At 67.6% G+C, this 18554-nt stretch carries 14 protein-coding genes; 8 read left to right on the forward strand and 6 right to left on the reverse strand.

Translation table 11 applies throughout. The features are described from left to right. Positions 1 to 39: 39 nt before the first annotated feature. Positions 40 to 963 carry a glycerophosphodiester phosphodiesterase gene (locus EYE40_RS02675; protein ID WP_130980499.1) on the forward strand — a complete coding sequence of 308 codons (924 nt, stop codon included), beginning with the start codon at positions 40 to 42 and terminating at the stop codon, positions 961 to 963. Here the strand turns inward: EYE40_RS02675 and EYE40_RS02680 are convergent. After that, complete coding sequence (locus EYE40_RS02680) at positions 960 to 2285, reverse strand: M20/M25/M40 family metallo-hydrolase (protein WP_130980500.1); 1326 nt, start codon at positions 2283 to 2285, stop codon at positions 960 to 962. The two genes, EYE40_RS02675 and EYE40_RS02680, sit on opposite strands and share 4 nt — an antisense overlap. A 60-nt stretch (positions 2286 to 2345) precedes the next feature. Between EYE40_RS02680 and EYE40_RS02685 the strand changes: the two genes are divergently transcribed. Together EYE40_RS02685 and EYE40_RS02690 are read left to right on the forward strand one after the other, a co-directional pair. Then, a complete protein-coding gene (locus EYE40_RS02685; RefSeq protein WP_130980501.1) occupies positions 2346 to 3818 on the forward strand; it encodes an FAD-dependent oxidoreductase in 1473 nt (490 codons plus the stop codon). Positions 3819 to 3827: 9 nt separating this feature from the next. After that, entirely contained in the window at positions 3828 to 5333 is a 1506-nt protein-coding gene (locus tag EYE40_RS02690) for a stealth family protein (protein WP_130980502.1), read from the forward strand. Here the strand turns inward: EYE40_RS02690 and EYE40_RS02695 are convergent. Next, positions 5313 to 6290, reverse strand: coding sequence for a phosphodiesterase (locus EYE40_RS02695; RefSeq protein ID WP_130980503.1), 978 nt, complete (start codon positions 6288 to 6290; stop codon positions 5313 to 5315). The genes EYE40_RS02690 and EYE40_RS02695 overlap by 21 nt on opposite strands. Before the next feature lie 90 nt (positions 6291 to 6380). Between EYE40_RS02695 and EYE40_RS02700 the strand changes: the two genes are divergently transcribed. Together EYE40_RS02700 and EYE40_RS02705 are read left to right on the forward strand one after the other, a co-directional pair. Further along, positions 6381 to 6734 (forward strand): DUF6804 family protein, encoded by a 354-nt coding sequence (locus EYE40_RS02700; RefSeq protein WP_130980504.1) that lies wholly within the window; start codon positions 6381 to 6383, stop codon positions 6732 to 6734. A gap of 183 nt (positions 6735 to 6917) precedes the next feature. After that, the gene (locus EYE40_RS02705) at positions 6918 to 9077 is read left to right on the forward strand and encodes a DEAD/DEAH box helicase (RefSeq protein ID WP_130980505.1); all 2160 of its coding nucleotides are present in this window, start codon (positions 6918 to 6920) and stop codon (positions 9075 to 9077) included. Positions 9078 to 9399: 322 nt separating this feature from the next. Here the strand turns inward: EYE40_RS02705 and EYE40_RS02710 are convergent, their stop codons facing one another. Further along, on the reverse strand, positions 9400 to 10833 hold the full coding sequence (locus EYE40_RS02710) for a DUF2510 domain-containing protein (protein ID WP_161972336.1): 1434 nt from the start codon (positions 10831 to 10833) through the stop codon (positions 9400 to 9402). Positions 10834 to 11145: 312 nt separating this feature from the next. Beyond that, positions 11146 to 12405, reverse strand: coding sequence for a DUF2510 domain-containing protein (locus EYE40_RS02715; RefSeq protein WP_240034683.1), 1260 nt, complete (start codon positions 12403 to 12405; stop codon positions 11146 to 11148). A gap of 173 nt (positions 12406 to 12578) precedes the next feature. Between EYE40_RS02715 and EYE40_RS02720 the strand changes: the two genes are divergently transcribed. The 3 genes from EYE40_RS02720 to EYE40_RS02730 all read left to right on the forward strand — a co-directional run bounded on the left by EYE40_RS02720 (position 12579) and on the right by EYE40_RS02730 (position 15470). Then, entirely contained in the window at positions 12579 to 13724 is a 1146-nt protein-coding gene (locus tag EYE40_RS02720) for an inorganic phosphate transporter (RefSeq protein WP_130980507.1), read from the forward strand. Further along, positions 13724 to 13936 (forward strand): hypothetical protein, encoded by a 213-nt coding sequence (locus EYE40_RS02725; RefSeq protein WP_130980508.1) that lies wholly within the window; start codon positions 13724 to 13726, stop codon positions 13934 to 13936. The genes EYE40_RS02720 and EYE40_RS02725 overlap by 1 nt, the downstream gene beginning before the upstream one ends. A 64-nt stretch (positions 13937 to 14000) precedes the next feature. Next, positions 14001 to 15470 carry an aspartate ammonia-lyase gene (locus EYE40_RS02730; RefSeq protein ID WP_130980509.1) on the forward strand — a complete coding sequence of 490 codons (1470 nt, stop codon included), beginning with the start codon at positions 14001 to 14003 and terminating at the stop codon, positions 15468 to 15470. 3 nt (positions 15471 to 15473) lie between these two features. Here the strand turns inward: EYE40_RS02730 and EYE40_RS02735 are convergent, their stop codons facing one another. Beyond that, positions 15474 to 16049 (reverse strand): protoporphyrinogen oxidase, encoded by a 576-nt coding sequence (locus EYE40_RS02735; protein WP_130980510.1) that lies wholly within the window; start codon positions 16047 to 16049, stop codon positions 15474 to 15476. Positions 16050 to 16103: 54 nt separating this feature from the next. Further along, positions 16104 to 18539: an ATP-dependent DNA ligase gene (locus EYE40_RS02740; protein ID WP_130980511.1), complete on the reverse strand. Its 2436-nt coding sequence runs from the start codon at positions 18537 to 18539 to the stop codon at positions 16104 to 16106. Positions 18540 to 18554 lie beyond the last annotated feature (15 nt).

Consider the following 18554-nt stretch of genomic DNA (forward strand, 5'->3'; position numbering starts at 1 on the left):
AACCCGGTTGCGGGCCCACCCGAAGAGAACGGCGAGTCAATGGCGACTGGCAGTGTTGTGCAACCCCGCAGGTCCCGGTTCCCGCGCTCGAAGAGCGTCATCCCGATCATCGTCGTCACGATGGTTGCCGTGCTCTTCATCACGCTGAGCCCCGGTGTCTCACGCGTCTACGCGGCCAGCGTGTTCGGCGCGCTCCGAGCGCCCGGTGAACCTGCTTTTGTGGCGGGGCACCGCGGCGACCGGTCGAACGCTCCCGAGAACACGCTGCCCGCACTGCAGGCCGCCCTCGACAGCTCGCTCGCGTTCGTCGAGACCGACGTGCAGCTCAGCAAGGACGGCGTGCCCGTGCTCATCCACGACGAGTCGGTCGACCGCACCACCAACGGCAAGGGTGCCGTGGACACCCTCACCCTCAAGCAGCTCAAGAAGCTCGACGCTGGCAAGTGGTATGCGCCGCGCTTCGCCGGAACCCGCATCCCGACGCTTGACGAGTTCCTCGAGGTCTTCGCCGCGGCCGAAGCTCTGGCGGCCGACAAGAAGGTGCTGATGGAGCTCAAGGGCTTCTGGCCGAAGGAGAACGTGCAGACCGTGGTCGAACTGATCGAGGCGCGGGGTGTTGAAGGGCGGGTGACGCTTGCGAGCTTCGATTACACGACGCTGATGAACATCGAAAAGGTCGGGCCGTCCTTCCCGCGCGTCATCATCACCAGAGAGCTGCCCGGAGACCCGGTCGGACTCGCCACCCACTTCGGCGCGATAGCGATCCTCACGAGCGCCGACGGGCTGCGCGAGCACCCGGCCGCCGTCGAGGAGATGCACGAGGCCGGGCTGGGGCTGCTGCTCTACACGCTCAACAGTGAGGAGCGCTGGGGTGAGGCGCTCGCCCTCGGCGTGGACGGCATCATCACCGACAAGCCGTCGACGCTGGACAAGTGGCTCGCGGAAACGGCGCCCGGTACTTAGAGCTCGCTGATCAGCTTCTCGTAGAAGTCGATGCCGCGCAGCCAGGTCGCAACGCGGATGCGCTCGTTCATCGCGTGCAGCGTGGAGCGCTCCTCGAACGACAGCTCGAACGGGCTGAATCGGTAGACGTGATCGCTGATGCCCGTGAAGCGGCGGCTGTCGCTCGCCCCGAGCTGCACGTAGGGCGTGACGATCGTGCCGGGGTAGGCGAACTCGATGGTCTCGGTGAGCAGCTCCCACGCCGGTCCGCTGGAGGGGGAGATCGGCGACGGCTCCGAGGCCTCGATGACCTCGACGGTGACGAGGGGATCCCGCACCGCCCGCCGGATGTGCGCAACCGCCTCGGCCACCGAGGATCCCACGGCCACCCGCACGTTGACGGTGGCCGTCGCCCGCTCGGCGAGCGCGTTGGCCGCGCCCGACCCGGAGAGCTCGGTCACGGCCTGCGTGGTGCGCACCATCGCGCTCGTCTCGACGCCCAGGCGGGAGAACACGCCGAGCAGCGCACCGCGGGTCAGCCACAGGTTGTTGGCGGCGAAGCGCAGCGGTCCTGTCGAGTGTGAGCCCAGGGTGCGCACCATCTCGAGCGTCGCCGAGGAGAAGCCGGCAGGGAACGGTTTGGAGTTGAGGCGCACGATGGCACGCGCGAGCCGCACGGTCGCCGCGAAGCGCGGGGGAGTGGAGGCGTGCCCGCCCTCCTGCTCGACGCTGAGCCGCACACCGGCAAGGCCCTTCTCGCTGACCCCGATCACCGCGATCGGGCCCGCAACTCCGGGGAAGATGTCCTCGACGACCGCTCCGCCCTCATCCAGCACCAGAGCCGGGCGGATGCCCCGCCCCTCGAGCACGGCTGCGGCCGCCGCTGCACCCCCTCCCGCTGTCTCCTCGTTGTGCCCAAAGCTCAGGTACACGTCGTTGGCGGGGATGTAGCCACGCTCGGCGAGTCGCTCCGCCGCCTCGAGGGTGCTCACGAGCGCACCCTTGTCGTCGATCGCGCCGCGGCCCCAGAGCACGGCCTCCTCGCCGTCCCCGACGAGCTCGGCCGCGAACGGCGGATGCTCCCAGCCTTCGTCGGTCGCGTGCACCACGTCGTAGTGCGCCATGAGCACGGCGGGCGCGCCGTCACCCGAGCCCTTCCAGCGGTAGAGCAGCGAGTGACCCTCCACGATCTCGAGGGTGAGGGCGGCGTGCAGCGCCGGGTACAGCCGGGGGAGCGCAGCCACAAAGGCGTCGAACGGCTCCCAGTCGGTCAGCGTCTCGTCGGAGCGGGAGATCGTGGGGAGGCGGAGCAGCTCGCGAAAGCGCTCGAGTGACGAGTCCATGCTCGAAGCCTATTCCCAGCCATCCAGTGAACTCCCAAACAGCGTGCTTAGCGTGCCGCAATGACCTCACTGTGGCTTGCCGAAGCTCCTCCCATCCCGACCGACGACTTCCTGCCCGGTGCGCACTACGACGAGGTGATCGTCGGCGCCGGCCTGACCGGCCTCGTGAGCGCGCTGCTGCTTGCCCGCTCCGGTCGACGGGTGGCGGTGCTCGAAGCCCGCACGGTCGGCGCGGTGTCCACGGGCAACACCACGGCGAAGCTGAGCCTGCTGCAGGGCACCCAGCTGTCGAAGATCCGCTCGACCCTCTATCAGTCGGCCACACAGGCCTACGTCGACGGCGCGACCGCGGGCTTCGACTGGCTGCTGCGCTACTGCGAGCTGCGCGGGGTGCCCGTCGAGCGACGCGACGCCTATACCTATGCTGCGACTCCGGATGGCGCGGCGCAGGTCGAACGCGAGTATGAGGTCGCCCGCTCAACGGGACTTCCCGTGCAGCGGGTCAACGACGTCGAACTCCCGTTCCCGACCTTCGGCGCCGTGCTGCTGCCCGACCAGGCGCAGTTCGATCCCCTGCGTGTGCTTGCGGCGCTCGCCGAAGACGTGCGCGCACTCGGCGGCGTGATCCACGAGGGTGCACGGGTCACGCGGGTCGCCGCCTCGTCGCCGACGCGTGTGGTCACGAGCCTCGGCGACCTGGCCGCCGAGCGGGTCATCCTCGCGACGGGCACGCCGATCCTCGATCGGGGGCTGTACTTCGCCAAGCTCTCCGCCCACCGCAGCTACGCGCTCTCAGCCCGGGTTCCCGAGGAACAGTTGCCCGACGGCATGTTCCTCGGCGCGGAGACGCCCACGCGCTCCATCCGCACCCACGGCGACCTGCTGCTCACCGGCGGCAACGGGCACGCCGTGGGCCGCCACCCCTCGCCGCAACGTGCAGCGGACGAGCTGCTCGACTGGACGCTGCGCTACTGGCCCGGCGCCGACGTCACCCACACCTGGTCGGCGCAGGACTACTCGACACCGCACCACGTGGCGTTCGTCGGTTTCCTGCCGCGAGGCCGGGGCCGTATCTACCTTGCGACCGGCTATGAGAAGTGGGGGATGACCGGCGCCGTGACATCCGCTCTCACGCTGCACGCCGACCTGCTGGGTGGCCGCACGGACTGGCAGCGCACTCTGCACCGCCGCTTCACCACGCCGGAGGCGATCGGTCGGGGCATCGGTGAGAACGCCGCTGTGGGCTGGTGGTACCTCAAGGGCTACGCGCACGCGCTCTCCACACCCCTGCCACAGACGTCTCCGGCCGAGGGCGAGGGCGTTGTGGGACGTCGAGGAGTGCGGCCGGTGGGACTCTCGACCGTCGACGCGACCACCTGCGCCGTGAGCGCCGTGTGCCCGCACCTGGGTGCGGCGCTCACCTGGAACGACGCCGAGCGCAGCTGGGACTGCCCGGCGCACGGATCGCGTTTCAGCGCAAGCGGAACCCGCCTCGAGGGCCCCGCAACGCGTGATCTGACGCCCGTCAACTAGGATTGCCCGATGGCCAAAAACCGCTCGACACCCGCACTGCAGAACAAGGATCAGACCCCGCACCAGGCGATGGTCGAGGATCTGCTGTTCGTGCGCGCGCTGCTCGAGTCGGCCGGACTGCCCTATATGCTCGTGCACGGCAACGACCAGCGACCGGTTCTCGCCGTGGACACCGCTGACGCCACGGCGGTGCGCGCGGCCCTCATCGCGGGCATGGCCGACGAGCCTTTCCTCATCAAGCAGGATGCCAAAGACGCCGGCCCCGCCGTACTCATCTCCGATGGACTGCTGCACCTCGGTCCGAAGGACCGGTCCAGCATCATCTTCCGCCCCCGCGTCGCCCCGATTGGCGGTCTCACCTACGGCAAGGAGTCGGGCGTGAGGCTCGAGTCCTGGATCTTCTCCGACGACTACGTCGAGGCACCCGCAGAGTCGGCGCTCACCCGTCGGCGCATCCCGCGCTCGGAGGTCGTGGAGACCACGGTCGAGCGCTACGGCCACACCTGGCGCACCTTCGAGCCCATGTTCCAGACCGTCGCCTCCGACATCACCTTCGACATCGACATGGTCTTCTCCTGGGTAGATGGCACCGACATCGAGTTCCAGCGAGCGCGCGCCCGCCAGATGCAGAGCTACGTGGTGGGGGAGGGCGACGACCACGCTGCCCGGTTCCGCCAGCTCGACGAGCTGCGCTACGCGCTTCGCTCTGTGCACCTGTTCGCCCCCTGGGTGCGGCGCATCTTCGTGGTGACCGACTCACCTGCGCCGTACTGGCTGGCCGAGCACCCCGGCGTCACGATCGTGCGCAGCGAGGAGTTCTTCGTCGATCCGAGCGTTCTGCCGACCCACAACTCGCAGGCCGTCGAAAGCCAGCTCGCGCACATCCCCGGCATCGCCGAGCACTTCCTGTACTCCAACGACGATATGTTCTTCGGTCGCGCTGTCACGCCCGACATGTTCTTCTCGCCCGGTGGCGTCACCAAGTTCGTCGAGGCGACGACCCGCATCGGCCTGGGCACGAGCAACACCCAGCGCAGCGGCTTCGAGAACGCGGCGCGCGTGAACCGTCGACTGCTCGAGGAGCGTTTCGGCGTCACCATCACGCGGCACCTCGAGCACTGCGCCGCGCCGATCCGCCGCAGCGTGCTGCTCGACCTCGAGCGGGAGTTCCCCGAGGACTTCGCGCGCACCGCGGGCAGCCGGTTCCGTTCGGCCACCGACATCTCGGTCACCAACTCGCTGTACCACTACTACGCGCTGCTCACCGGCAACGCCGTGCTGCAGACCGAGGCGAAGGTCAAGTACGTCGACACGACCATGCGCGAGGGCCTCGTCGTGATGGAGAAGCTGCTGCGCAAGCGCAACTTCGACATGTTCTGCCTCAACGACGGCAGCTTCCCCGAGATCTCCGCCGAGGAGCGCGCCGAAGCGGTGCGGTCTTTCCTCGACAGCTACTTCCCGATCGCCGCTCCGTGGGAGACCTCGGCGGCGGTCTCACACATCCAGGCTGGCTGACCGTTCCACGTTCGCGGCCACGGGCCGGATGATGTCGATCGGAACCGTGAGCAGCGTGTCCTCGTCGATCGCCGCGGCGGTCGAGGGCGCGATGCGCACGCCCTCCCGACGAAGGATGATCGCGGTCTCTTCGGCGCTCACATAGCTGATCGGCACACTCTCACCGAGCGGCACGACCGAATGCAGCACGGTGTCCTCATAGATGTGGATGAGGTTGAACGACTGGGCACCGTTGCGCGGACGTGTGCCGCCCACCGGCACGTTGAGGTCCTGCGTGTAACAGGTGGCCGAGGCCACCGAAACGGGAATGCCGGCGAAGGTGGCGGTGGACGAGTAATGCAGGTGTCCCGCGATGATGCTGCGGACATCCGAACCCTGAAGCACCTCGGCCAGCCCGCGCTGGTCACGCAGCTCGACCATCACCGCGAGGTCGAGCACGCTCGGGATCGGCGGGTGGTGCAGGGCGAGGATGGTGCCGTGCGGGGCGGCGATCGCGAGCTCCTCGGCGAGCCAGTCGAGCTGGGCCGACGAGATCTCGCCGTAGTGGTGACCGGGCACGGTCGAGTCCAAGGCGATCACGCGCAACCCGTTGACCCAGTGCACACGGTCGATCGGTGCGGTGCCGGGCCCCTGGCCGAGCAGTCCCTCGCGGAACGCGCTGCGGTCGTCGTGGTTGCCCATCACCCAGATGACGCGGGCACCGAGAGAGGCCGCAGCCGGCTCGACGATCGCCTTGAGGCGGGCGTACGCGGCGGGGTCGCCCTTGTCGGCGAGGTCACCCGTGAAGACGATGGCCTCCGGCCTGCCCCCTGACGCCTCGAGCTGGTCGAAGAGGTCGCGCAGGTTGCGCTCGCTGTCCACCGAGTCGTAGAGATCGCCCTCGGCCACAAAATGCGTGTCGCTGAGGTGAAGCAGGAAGTGATCCGGCCGGGGATACTCGGCCGTTCTGGGGCTCATGCCCTCCATTCCACCAGAGAAAGCCTGAACGGCGGGTGAAGCGGAGGGTGCGAGTCGGTGACCATCGCGCGCGGCAATACACTCGTACTGATGTCCGATCGCTACCCCACACCCCAGTTCCGCCGCACCGCCCTCGCGCCCGGCCTGCTCGCCGCGATCGTGCTTTTTGTCGGGATTCCGCTCATCGGCACGGGTGGCTACCTCGTCATCCAGTACGCGGTGAGCATCCTCGCGCTCATCCTCTCCGTCTTCGCCTGGCAGGCGAGGCAGTGGTGGTGGCTGCTCGGGCTCGTGCCGATCGCCGTGCTGTTCAACCCCGTGTGGCCCCTCGCGCTCGACGAGAACGGCGTCATCCCGGCCCTGCACTACCTGTCGGTGCTCGTCTTCGTGGGCGCGGCGATCCTCGTGAAGGTGCCGAATGAAGAGGATCGCAACCGGCGCTGACAGCCAGCGCACAGCTGCGGCCCCAATGGGGGTAGACTGGCTGCAACGCCCGCCGAGTCCACTGGTCGCATCGCGACCGGGTCTGGAATACCTCGAACGGACGCCGTCTCGTGGCCTGTTGGGCCGCAGATTTCTGCCTACCGAAACCAGCCGCAGCACAGCAGCCCGGCTACGAGGAGAACAATGGCCGAACAGGGCCAGCGCCAGAAGCGCCAGCGATCGGGCAACCAGTCGCAGCGACGTACCACCCAGAGCCGCAGGCCGCGGCCCGGTGACGACGCCGGGGTCATCCCCGTGCTCGCGCGGGTCGCCCGCGAGGTAGAGACCGCCGTGCAGAAGGGACCGCTCAAGCCTGCCAACCGCGCCCGCTTCCAGGTCGCGACGCTGCTGCTGCGCGAAGAGCGTGCCCGGGTCAAGGTCGACCCCACGCTCACCGATGCCGAGCGCTCCAACGAGCAGAAGCGTCTCGACGGCCTCGCGGGCATCCTCGCGAAGACCGCCGCGCGCGACACGACCCTCATCTCAATGCTCGGCGAGGACGCCGTCGTCAGTGCCGCAGCCAAGACGCTGCGCCGCGACCTGCTGATCGCCGCGGGTGTCGAGCTGAGCCCCGACGAGCTCATCATCACGACCGAGCCTAAGCCCGTCGACAAGACCATCGAGAAGCAGGTGGTGCCGCAGTCCGTGCGCCAGATGCAGATGTCGAACCCCTTCCTCGCCCCCGACTTCAGCGCGCTTGTGCCGAAGACGGAGAAGACCAACCGCCTGGGCAACTGGGAGCTCATCGAACCGCTGTTCCGCGCCTTTGAGTACGGCGCCGGCGGTGGGGCAGCGAGCATGGACCTGCCCGAGGCCTCCAGCCTCACCACGCCCGGCGGAAACCTCGAACTCATGCGCCACCAGGCCCGCTTCGTCGAGGAGGTCAAGAAGGGGCACCGCACCTTCCTGCTCGCTGACGAGCCCGGGCTCGGCAAGACCGCACAGGCGCTCGTCGCCGCATCCGTCTCAAATTCCTACCCGCTGCTCGTTGTTGTGCCGAACGTCGTCAAGACGAACTGGGCGCGCGAGGTCGAGCTGTGGACGCCTGGACGCACCGCGACGGTCGTGCATGGCGACGGCAAGGACGTCGACGCGTTCAGCGACGTCGTGATCGTCAACTACGAGGTGCTCGACCGGCACGTCGGCTGGCTCGGACGCTTCGGATTCAAGGGCATGGTCGTCGACGAGGCGCATTTCATCAAGAACCTCAAGAGCGAGCGCTCCAAGCACGTGCTGGCGCTCAGCCGCAGCATCCGCGCCTCCCAGCCGCGCGCGCTGTTCGTGGCCCTGACCGGTACGCCGCTCATCAACACGATCGACGATTTCCGTGCGATCTGGCAGTTCCTCGGCTGGATCGACGACAAGAAGCCGCTCTCGCCGCTCATCGACAAACTCGAGGACACCGGTCTCACCCCCGCCGACTTCGGCTTCTTCGCCGAGGCCCGCCAGGCCGTCATCGACATGGGTATCGTGCGCCGCAAGAAGGTGGACGTCGCCTCCGATATCCCCGCCCGCCGCGTCGCCGATATCCCCGTCGAGCTGGATGACGATCTCGGCCGCACGATCCGCGCCGCGGAGGCCGCGCTCACCGCTCGCCTGCTCACCACCTACAATCGCGTGCGTGCCCTCAAGCCCGACGCTGACCGCGAGGATATCCTGCGCGTCGTCGCCCACGCCGAGCTCGACGAATCGAAGGCCGCCAAGACCGGCGACAACGTATTCACGATGGTGCGCAAGATCGGCCAGGCCAAGGCCGGGCTGGCCGCCGACTACACGGCGCAGCTCGCGCGCAACGTCGGCAAGGTCGTCTTCTTCGCCAAACACATCGATGTGATGGATGTCGCAGAGCAGCACTTCGCCAAGGTCGGACTCAAGTCCGTCTCGATCCGCGGCGACCAGTCGCCGAAGGCGAGGCAGGATGCGATCGACTCCTTCGACAAGGATCCGGAAGTTTCCGTCGTTGTCGCCTCGCTTACCGCCGCCGGCGTCGGCCTCAACCTGCAGGCGGCCTCTAACGTTGTGCTCGCCGAGCTCAGCTGGACGAGCGCCGAGCAGACCCAGGCCATCGACCGTGTGCACCGCATCGGACAGGAACTGCCGGTCACGGCCTGGCGCATCATCGCGGCGCACACCATCGACGCGAAGATCGCCGAGCTCATCGACAGCAAGGCGGGCCTCGCGGCACGGGCCCTCGACGGCTCGGACCAGGAGGTCGCGGCCGAGTCGAACATCCAGCTGCAGGCGCTGATGAGCCTCCTGCGCGACGCCATCGGCGACTCGGAAGACGTCGACGACGAGGATTAATTGCGCGAACGGCGCATTATGCTGCTTTCTTTGCTGAACGGGTAGTAACCCGGACGGGGGGGAGCGCTCCCAGGTCGTCCTCGAATACATTCGATTCATGCACTAGTCGGGGGACTAGGGATGACGGTGACCGAGGCAGGGACCGCAGGAATCACGGGGGTGATCCTGCGGGACTCGCAGTTAGACCCGGTCACCGTCATCCGAGCAGTTCACGCCGCCGGGCCTCGCCCGGCGGCGTTGACTTGTTAAGCGCAGATTTCGAGCGCGGCCATGGCAACCGTCACGGCAGGAGCCATAAACCGCAGACGAATCAGGATTCGGTTCAGCCGGCCGGCGTCAGCAGCAGGGCAGGAGCCCACTCGGGCAGCTGCATGATGCCGAAGACGCTCGCACCGACGACCGCGATGAAGAGCACGAGCGGCCAGGCGCCGCCCTTGGACTGGCGAGCCGTGAAGATCATGCGGGCGACGAAATAGCCGACCGGGGTCAGGATCATCCAGGCGGCGGATGCGGCGCGCGCGTGTCCAGCGCGGATCAGCTCGCTGCGGTCACGCGCCGCAAGGGCGAAGGACACGAGCGTCGCGACGGCTACTATGCCGACCTGCGCGAAGCGCGAGTAGAACTCCGGGTAGAACAGCACGATGCCCACTCCGACGCCCACCATGAGTAGTGGCAGCAGCGCGATGAGCCAGGCGGCGGCGGTGTAGGTGCGGGCGGGCTTCAGATCGGTGCCCTTGCGGACCTCCGGGATCATGGCGAACGGCTGGTAGCTGGAGCCCAGGCCGGGTGCGGACAGTGTCGTACCCGAGAAGCCCAGCGCGGGAGTGGTCGTCGGCACCGCGAAAGCGGCGGTCTCGGGAACACGGTAGGCCGGTACGAGCGCGACGGGCGCCTCGAGCAGCGAGACGGCGCTCGGCCAGGTCGGTGCGAGCGCAGAGACGGAGGGTGCGGTGACCGCTGGAGCCACAACCGGCGGCGCGGCTGCGGGAGCGGGCGCGAGGAGGTCGTTGCTGAGACCCTGGGTGAACGCGGCCAGCGTCGCGGCGCGAGAGGCCGCGACCGAGATCTCCTCCTCCGTCGACATCGTCGGCGACGCGGCGCCGTAGTCGGCACGGTCGTAGGCGATACCGAGCGCGGAGGACTGGGTAGCGAGGTCGAGGGCGCGCTGAGCGCGGGGACGGCTCGACTGCGGAAGGGAGGTGCCCTCAGGAGGCGTAGCGATGCCGCTGTGGCCCTGTACGACAGGACGGTGCGCCTGGGGGGCCACCGGAGCGGCGGATGGCACGGGGGTCGAGAGCACAGGGGTCGATAGCACAGGGGCGGGCGTGGGCGCGAGAGCGAGGCGTACGTCGGCGGCGGGCAGCGCGGCGACTCCCGGGCCTGGCAGGTGAGCCAACGACGGGTATGCGGGGCTCGCCGGCGGTGCGGCCGGTGCGGTCTGGAACGCTGACGAGGTCTGTACGCCGTAGCTGGGCGCGACGGGCGCATCCGGAGCATAGGCGGGAAGGCTGCTGATGCCGTACTGGCCCTGGCTGGCGACAGGCGGTGGTGCCGTGGCGAGCATGGTCGGCATGGGAGACGGTGCTGCGCTGTAGGCGGGGGCCGGCGCGGGAGTGGGCGCGTATGAGGCGTCACCGACGACGCTCAGGCGGGGCGGGTTGCTGCCGCTGGGGGCGAGCTCGCTGGTCCAGTCGGCGCCGTTGAACCATCGCTGGTGCGGGCGACCGTCGGGGTCGGGGTACCATCCCGGTGCCATTGCACCGGAAGAAACCGCTCCGGAAGACGCTGCTGCTGAGGATGCTGACATGGCGGCGGCCGACTCTTTCAAACTCGGGTAAGGCGAAAGGGAATCAACGGGGGTTCACCGAGGCTCGAAAACCTTCGATGCAGTGAGTATTGACACCCAAGCGGGGGGACTCGGGTGATGACTCATGATGGCACACCGATGCCCTTAATTCGTTACCAATGTGAAAAAAGTTTTGGCGAGTTTTCGGGGGTACAAAAATGGTGCGGCGCGGGGCTCGAAAGCCACCGCGCCGCACCGGGAAAATGCTGGTCAGGGATGAACCTAGTTGCTCATGCCCCAGACGCCCCAGTCAGTGACCTGCCAGGAGACCCAACCGTTCTTACGCTCAAGGCTGACCTTGATGTCGTACTTCTGGCCGGAGGCGGTTGCCGTTCCCTTGCAGGTGACGCTCTCGGAGATGAGCAGCGGCGGCGAGGGCGGGCAGTCGACGGTCATGGCCGAGCGGCTGATCAGGAAGGCGTCATCGGCGACCGACTGCTCGATCTGGCTAGAGAACATGGCCGGCAGAAGGGCGATGATGAGACCCGGGATGGCCACGGCCGACGCGATGTGCAGTGCGCCGAGGCCGAACCAGACGAGAACCGGGCCGATACCGTGACCGGTCTCGCGGATGCTCGCACGAGCGCGCATCAGCAGGTAGACGGGAGCGGTGAGAGCAGCCCAGCCCCAGTGTGCGGGACGGTCGTGACCCGCACGCGAGAGTGCGCGGTGGTCGGCGAACGCGAGGCCGATGACGATGAAGTACGGAACGACGAGGATGCCGACGAACACGGCCAGGTTGCTTCCCATACCGAAGGCGGTCAGGAACAGCAGGCTCAGTACCAGCTGGAACAACGGCACCATGGCGATCATCCACGCGGGACCGCTGCTGACGCGGGCCTTGGCGCCGGTGGCCTCCATGTTGAGCAGCTCTGCCGTGACGATCGGGGTGCGAGCGCGGGCCGCGCGGCGGTCCGTCTTCGTTCCGAACAGGTTGTCGAGCGAGTTCTCGGTCGCAGCCATGAGCAGCGGTGAGGCTGCGGAGCTGGAGTCGAACAGCGAGCCGAACGACGGCGTCAGCTTGACGACGTGCTCTGCCTCGGCGTCGGGCGTGTACAGCGACTGTGCGGTTGCGGCGGCCGGCTCGGGGGAAGCAGGCGTCTCGAACACATCAGCGGCGGGCGCGGCGGCACCGAAGGGTGCGCCGGCGGGAGCTGCGTCGAAGATCGAGGCGATCGGGTCGGGCTCGTCGATCTTGGTGAACGCACGCGGCGGCTCGAGCTCACGAAGAGTCTCGGCGGTCGGTGCGACAGTCTTCACGGGCTCGCGGTCGTCGCGTGCTCGCTCACGTTCGCGCTCTTCGCGACGCGTGGGCAGCTCGTCGTCGGCCCAGGCGAACTTGGTGTCCTGCATGACCATCGGCTGGCGCGCGGCAGAAGTCTGCTCGGTCCAGGCGTGGTTGTTCCACCAGCGGAGCTGCGGGAGGCCCAGAGGATCCGGGTACCAGCCAGCGGGAGCGCCAAAAAGGTCATCTTGAGACACGATATTTTCCCCTCGCCTGAAAGTGTGTTCTTTCAAGTCCCCATGAGTATATTGAGCCGCACTCCCGTAGCGCATCCCCGCCGAGCCAAGTCGCACACCCCCATTCCCGGGGGTATCCCGGCAACAATGCCTCGGCTGGTGCGCGACCGATTCGGGGGTCTAGAGTCGTCGCAGTGGACATCCAGCTCATGGTCGCGCTAGTCATTGCACTGGCTCTCGTTTTCGACTTCACCAACGGCTTCCATGACACGGCGAACGCCATGGCCACTCCAATCGCCACGGGTGCCCTCAAACCGAAGACCGCCGTGCTCATCGCTGCGGTGCTCAACTTCGTCGGCGCCTTCCTCAGTACCGAGGTCGCCAAGACCATCTCCGGCGGGCTCATCCGCGAGGGCGAGGGCGGGATCCAGATCACGCCCGAGCTCATCCTCGCCGGTCTGATCGGTGCGATCGTCTGGAACCTCGTGACCTGGCTGCTCGGCCTGCCTTCCTCATCGAGCCACGCCCTGTTCGGCGGACTGATCGGTGCCACGATCGTCGGCGCCGGCATCGGGGCGATCGACGGGGGAGTCGTCGTCTCCAAGATCCTCATCCCGGCACTGCTCGCTCCTCTTACTGCGGGGCTCGTCGCCTTCGTCGTCACCCGCATCGCGTTCACCATCACCAAGAAGCGCGAGCGCGACGGGTTCAAGAAGGGGCAGATCTTCACCTCGTCGCTCGTCTCGCTCGCCCACGGCACGAATGACGCCCAGAAGACGATGGGTGTCATCACCCTGACCCTCATCGCGGCGAATATGCAGGATGCCGGCACCGGACCCGCGTGGTGGGTCATCCTGGTCTGCGCACTGGCGATCGCGGCGGGCACGTATTCCGGCGGCTGGCGCATCATCAAGACGTTGGGCCGCGGCATCACCGACGTCGAGCCCGCCCAGGGCTTCGCGGCCGAGGCGGCGACGACGGCCACGATCCTCGCCTCGACGCATCTCGGCTTCGCGCTCTCGACCACCCAGGTCGCCTCGGGTTCGGTCATCGGCACGGGTATCGGCCGCAAGGGGGCCTCGGTGCGCTGGCGGACCGCGGGGCGTATCGCGCTCGGCTGGCTCATCACAATTCCCGCAGCGGGAGCGGTGGGAGCGCTGGCTGCGTTCATCGCGAGCTTCGGACTCGTCGGCGTGATCATCGACGTCGCCCTCGCGGTCGCGACCATCCTGTTCATCTTCCTGCGCTCGCGCCGCAGCAGGGTCGACGCCAACCACTTCCACCAACCCGAGCCCGGAGCCTTCGTGCGACCGAAGCCGAAGAAGAAGGCGAACCGCTGATGATCGACTGGCTCGCATTCGTCACGGTGGTCGTGGTGTCCCTCGTCGCCGCCTCCGTGGTCGTGACCCTGTTCTCGCTGGCGCTGCGCCTGGGTGACGGAACAGAACCGTGGCGACGCGGCGCATCCATCGCCCTCTATATTCTGTGCGGCGCATTTGTGCTGTTCGGCATCTATCTGATCGTGCCCGCGCTGCACACCGTGGGACAGTAGTTCCACAAAGCTTGCTTTCGCCCACCCGGCGCAAGAAGACTGGCAGTCAAAGGAGACTGAATACATGACGACGCACGCGCCACAAGCGCAGCACGATCCCACAGCCACCCGCACCGAGAGCGACTCGCTGGGTTCCCAGCAGATACCGGCCTCCGCCTATTGGGGGGTGCACACGGCCCGGGCGCTCGAGAATTTTCCGATCACGCGCCGCGCCATCACCAACTACCCCGACCTGATCACCGCCCTGGCGCGGGTCAAGCAGGCGGCGGCCCGAGCGAATGCCGAAATCGGTGTGCTCGAACAGGCGAAGGCCGACGTGATCGAGCGGGTCTGCATCGAGATCGTCGAGGGCGCGCTGCACAAAGAATTCTGCGTCGGGGTGATCCAGGGCGGTGCCGGCACCAGCACGAACATGAACACGAACGAGGTGATCGCGAACCGCGGCCTTGAGCTTATGGGCTTCGAGCGCGGCGACTACGCCCACCTGCACCCGATCGACGATGTGAACCGCAGCCAGAGCACCAACGACGTGTACCCGACCGCGATCAAGCTCGCCATGGTGTTCGGGGTGCAACGCCTGCTCGCCGAGCACAAGCTGCTGACGGCCGCGTTCGCCGCGAAGGGCGCGGAGTTCAACGACATCCTCAAAATCGGTCGTACGCAGCTGCAGGATGCCGTTCCCATGACCCTCGGCCAGGAATTCCGGGGGTTCGCGCACACCCTCTCCGAGGATTACGACCGGCTGGGTGAGGTCATCCCGTGGCTCAATGAGATCAACATGGGTGCGACAGCGATCGGCACGGGCATCACCGCCGACCCGCGCTACGCCGAGGCCGTGCGCAAGCACCTCGTCGAGGTGACCGGTATCGAGATGGAGACTGCCCCCGACCTGATCGAGGCGACCTCGGATGCCGGCATCTTCATGACGCTGAGCGGAACCCTGAAGCGCGCCGCGGTCAAACTGTCGAAGATCTGCAACGACCTGCGCCTGCTCTCGAGCGGTCCGCAGGCTGGATTCGGCGAGATCAACCTCCCGCCGCGCCAGGCGGGCTCGTCGATTATGCCCGGCAAGGTGAACCCGGTGATCCCCGAAGTCGTCAACCAGGTCGCCTTCAGCGTGATCGGTGCGGATGCGACGGTCACCGCGGCCGCGGAAGCCGGCCAGTTGCAGCTCAACGCTTTCGAGCCGGTGATCGCCCACTCGATCCTGCAGTCGCTCGCCTGGATGACGAAGGCCTGCTACACCCTACGGGTGAACTGCATCGACGGGATCACGGCCAACACCGCGCGCCTCTCGATGCAGGTCGAGTCGTCCGTGGGAGTGGTGACAGCTCTCACGCCGTACATCGGCTACTCGGCCTCGGCGACGCTCGCGCACACGGCACTCACAACGAATGCGTCGATCGCCGACCTCGTGGTGTCGTCGGGCCTGATGACGCTCGAGGACGTGCAGCGCGTGCTGGCGCCGGAGCGGCTAAGCGGCATGGTGCCGATCACGTCGGCGATCATGCTGCCCAAGCTGCCCGAAGGCTAAAACTTACGGGCGGTCGTCGGGCTCGTCGGTCTCGAGCGCGTTGTCACGAGCCGTTCCGGCGGCGGTGACAGCGCGGTCGACGGCGTCCTCGCCCATGCCGCGCAGGTCCTTCGAAGTCTTCACGACCGAGTCGCGCACGTCGCCGGCGACGTCGGTGGCTTTCGCTGCCACGTTCTTCGCGGTGGCCGAGGTTTTCGACGCGACGTCCTTGGCAGTCGCGCTCGTCTTCGCGGCGACGTCCTTGGCGACCTCGGACGTCTTGCCGGCGACGTCCTTCGCGACGTCTGAGGTCTTCGTGGCGACGTCGCGGGCGACCTCGCTGGTCTTGCTCGCGACGTCCTTGGCGGCGTCGGCGATCACTCCGGGTGCCGCTTTGGCGGCCGCTTCCGCACGCTCGCGGATGATCGGAGCCTGCTGTCGGGCGTAGGCCTCGACATCGCGGCGGGCACGAGCGACGCGGGGATTCTCCCACAGCTCGTTCGCCTTGGCCTTGAGGGTGTCGTACTTCTCGCGCCCGGCGCGGGCTCCGAGCACGTATCCGGCGGCGAGACCAACAAGGAGCAGCATCTTGGGGTTCATGCGTTCCACCTTAGTTTTGATGCGTGGGGTGTGCAGCGTTCGTACAGGCGAGTGTCAGCTTGGAGTCTCGAGTGTGACGTCCGCCACCGTCTTGTCGGCGCGCAGGCCACGCCAGCTGGCCTGGCGCAGGCGTCCGGTGGGAGTCCACTCCGCGAACTCCACCTCGCCCACGAGCTTCGGGGTGACCCAGTGCGCGTCGCGGGCGTCGGCACCGGGAACGTCGCTCACGGGGCTGGTAGCACGCTGCATCCGGGCAAGGCGGCCACGCAGGTCGTCGAGCTCCTTCTCGGTGAATCCCGTGCCCACCCGGCCGATGTAGCGCAGGCCGTCCTTCTCGGGGATGCCGAGCAGAAGCGACCCGACCCGATGCGAGCGGTTGCCCGCGCCGGGCCGCCAGCCCACAACGACGACCTCCTGGCTGCGGTGGTGCTTGATCTTGACCCAGTCATCCGATCGTCGACCCGGGCGGTAGACGGCGTCGCGGCGCTTCGCCATCACGCCTTCGAGTTTCAGCTCCCGGCTCGAGGCGATGGCCGAGTCGAGGTCGCCCTCGAACGCCGGTGGCACCCGGATGGCCCCCCGCTCCGTCACCGCGTCGAGCAGTGCCGCGCGGCGCTCGTCGTAGCTCTCGCCGACGAGGGATTCCCCGTTGCGCTCGAGGATGTCGAACACAAAGAGGTGGGCGGGCGTCGACTCGCGCGCCTTGGTGATCTCCGCCTTCTTCGTGAGCTTGGCGCGCGACTGCAGTCGCGAGAAGTCCGGGCGCCCGGCCTTGTTCAGCGCGACGATCTCCGCATCGAAAATCGCGTCCCCGTCGATCGCCTCCGCGAGCTCGTCGAACTCGGGCCAGGCGGCGGTCAGGTCGTTGCCGTTGCGGCTGAGCAGCCGCACCGTGCCGTCCCGCACCTCGGCGATGGCGCGGTAGCCGTCCCACTTCATCTCGAACGCCCAGTCCTTCTCGTGACGCAGAGTCTGCGCGGTGCCGAGCGTCGCGAGCATGGGGGAGGGTGGGGCCTTGGTCGCGCGCTTCTTCGACGGGACCTTTTTCGGCGGGGGAGCGTGGTGCGGCTCATCGGCATCCGCCATCAGATGGATGAGCCAGTTATTGCTTGAATGGGCACCGCCGGCACGCCCGTTCCCACCGGTGTGGATGAGCGCGTAGCGGTGGCTGCCGTGCTTCTCGCCGTGCAGGGTCGCGATGACCTCCTCGCCGTCACGCCACTTCTCCAGTTCGTAGGTGCCCGAATCCCAGATGGTGACTTCTCCCGCGCCGTACTCGCCCTTCGGGATGGTTCCCTCGAAACTGCCGTACTCGAGCGGGTGGTCCTCGGTCTGCACGGCGAGGTGGTTGGTCTTGCGGTCGGTCGGCACGTTCTTCGGTATGGCCCAGCTCACGAGCACTCCGTCGTGCTCGAGCCGGAAGTCGTAGTGCAGCCGGCGCGCGTGGTGTTCCTGAATGACGAAGCTCTGCCCATCGGTCGGCTCGGCGGCGTCGGCCGGAACCGGCTCGGGCGTCTTCGACCCGTCGCGCATCGAGCGGTACTTCTCCAGTCGGTCGAAGCCGGCCATACGCTGCTCGGTCGGTTCGAGCGCGCCGAGGTGTCCCGCGGTGAGCCCGGCGAGCGGGTCGCCACGCCGCTTCACTCGCGCGAGCACCTGCTCCATGTCGAGGTGCTCGAGATCCTTACTCGCGAGCTCGCGCCAGGTGCGTGGGGCCGCGACCATGGGCCGCTCGCGTCCGCGCAGCGAGTACGGCGTGATGGTCGTTTTGTTGCCGTTGTTCTGGCTCCAGTCGACGAGTACCTTGCCGTCGCGCAGGGTCTTCTTCATGTCGCTCACCACGAGGTCGGGATGATCCGCCTCGAGCGCGCGGGCCAGTTCGTGCGCGACGGCGCTCACCGCGGCCGAGTCCTGCTTGCCGTCCAATGCCGCATACAGGTGGATGCCCTTGCTCCCGCTCGTCACGGGCATCGGGTCCAACCCCATCCCGGTCAGTATCGCGCGCGCGAGTCGGGCTACCTCCGCGCACTCGGCGAGCCCCGCACCCTCGCCGGGGTCGAGATCGAGTACGAGGCGGTCGGGATTGTGGCGCACCCCGGTACGGCCGAACTGCCATTGCGGAACGTGGATCTCGAGCGCAGCGATCTGGGCCAACCAGGTCAGGGTGGCGAGGTCGTTGACGAGCGGGTACTCGTTGGAGTGGTCCTTGTGCTCGATCTCGCGCCGCTTCACCCATCCCGGAGTCGAATCGTCGAGATTCTTCTGGAAGAACATGTCCCCGGGTTTGCTCGCCGTGCCGACCCCGTGCACCCAGCGTTTGCGGGTGGCCGGGCGGTTGGTGGAGTGCGGCAGCAGCACCGGGGCGATGCGAGCGTAGTAGTCGATGACATCGCGCTTGGTGGTTCCGGTGGCCGGGTACATCACTTTGTCGAGGTTGGTGAGCCTGAGTCGATGCCCGTCGACTTCTACCATTTCGCCCTTGTCCGCCATGCCTCGATGGTTCTC

It is taken from the genome of Glaciihabitans arcticus (genome assembly GCF_004310685.1).
Classification (GTDB): domain Bacteria; phylum Actinomycetota; class Actinomycetes; order Actinomycetales; family Microbacteriaceae; genus Conyzicola; species Conyzicola arctica.

Excerpts from the sequence above, each read along its gene's own strand:
- EYE40_RS02710 (WP_161972336.1), bottom strand. The coding sequence starts at position 10,833 with ATGGCACCGGGATGGTACCCCGACCCCGACGGTCGCCCGCACCAGCGA.
- EYE40_RS02685 (WP_130980501.1), top strand. The coding sequence starts at position 2,346 with ATGACCTCACTGTGGCTTGCCGAAGCTCCTCCCATCCCGACCGACGAC.
- EYE40_RS02690 (WP_130980502.1), top strand. The coding sequence starts at position 3,828 with ATGGCCAAAAACCGCTCGACACCCGCACTGCAGAACAAGGATCAGACC.
- EYE40_RS02695 (WP_130980503.1), bottom strand. The coding sequence starts at position 6,290 with ATGAGCCCCAGAACGGCCGAGTATCCCCGGCCGGATCACTTCCTGCTT.
- EYE40_RS02675 (WP_130980499.1), top strand. The coding sequence starts at position 40 with ATGGCGACTGGCAGTGTTGTGCAACCCCGCAGGTCCCGGTTCCCGCGC.
- EYE40_RS02680 (WP_130980500.1), bottom strand. The coding sequence starts at position 2,285 with ATGGACTCGTCACTCGAGCGCTTTCGCGAGCTGCTCCGCCTCCCCACG.
- EYE40_RS02700 (WP_130980504.1), top strand. The coding sequence starts at position 6,381 with ATGTCCGATCGCTACCCCACACCCCAGTTCCGCCGCACCGCCCTCGCG.
- EYE40_RS02730 (WP_130980509.1), top strand. The coding sequence starts at position 14,001 with ATGACGACGCACGCGCCACAAGCGCAGCACGATCCCACAGCCACCCGC.
- EYE40_RS02705 (WP_130980505.1), top strand. The coding sequence starts at position 6,918 with ATGGCCGAACAGGGCCAGCGCCAGAAGCGCCAGCGATCGGGCAACCAG.
- EYE40_RS02740 (WP_130980511.1), bottom strand. The coding sequence starts at position 18,539 with ATGGCGGACAAGGGCGAAATGGTAGAAGTCGACGGGCATCGACTCAGG.
- EYE40_RS02725 (WP_130980508.1), top strand. The coding sequence starts at position 13,724 with ATGATCGACTGGCTCGCATTCGTCACGGTGGTCGTGGTGTCCCTCGTC.
- EYE40_RS02735 (WP_130980510.1), bottom strand. The coding sequence starts at position 16,049 with ATGAACCCCAAGATGCTGCTCCTTGTTGGTCTCGCCGCCGGATACGTG.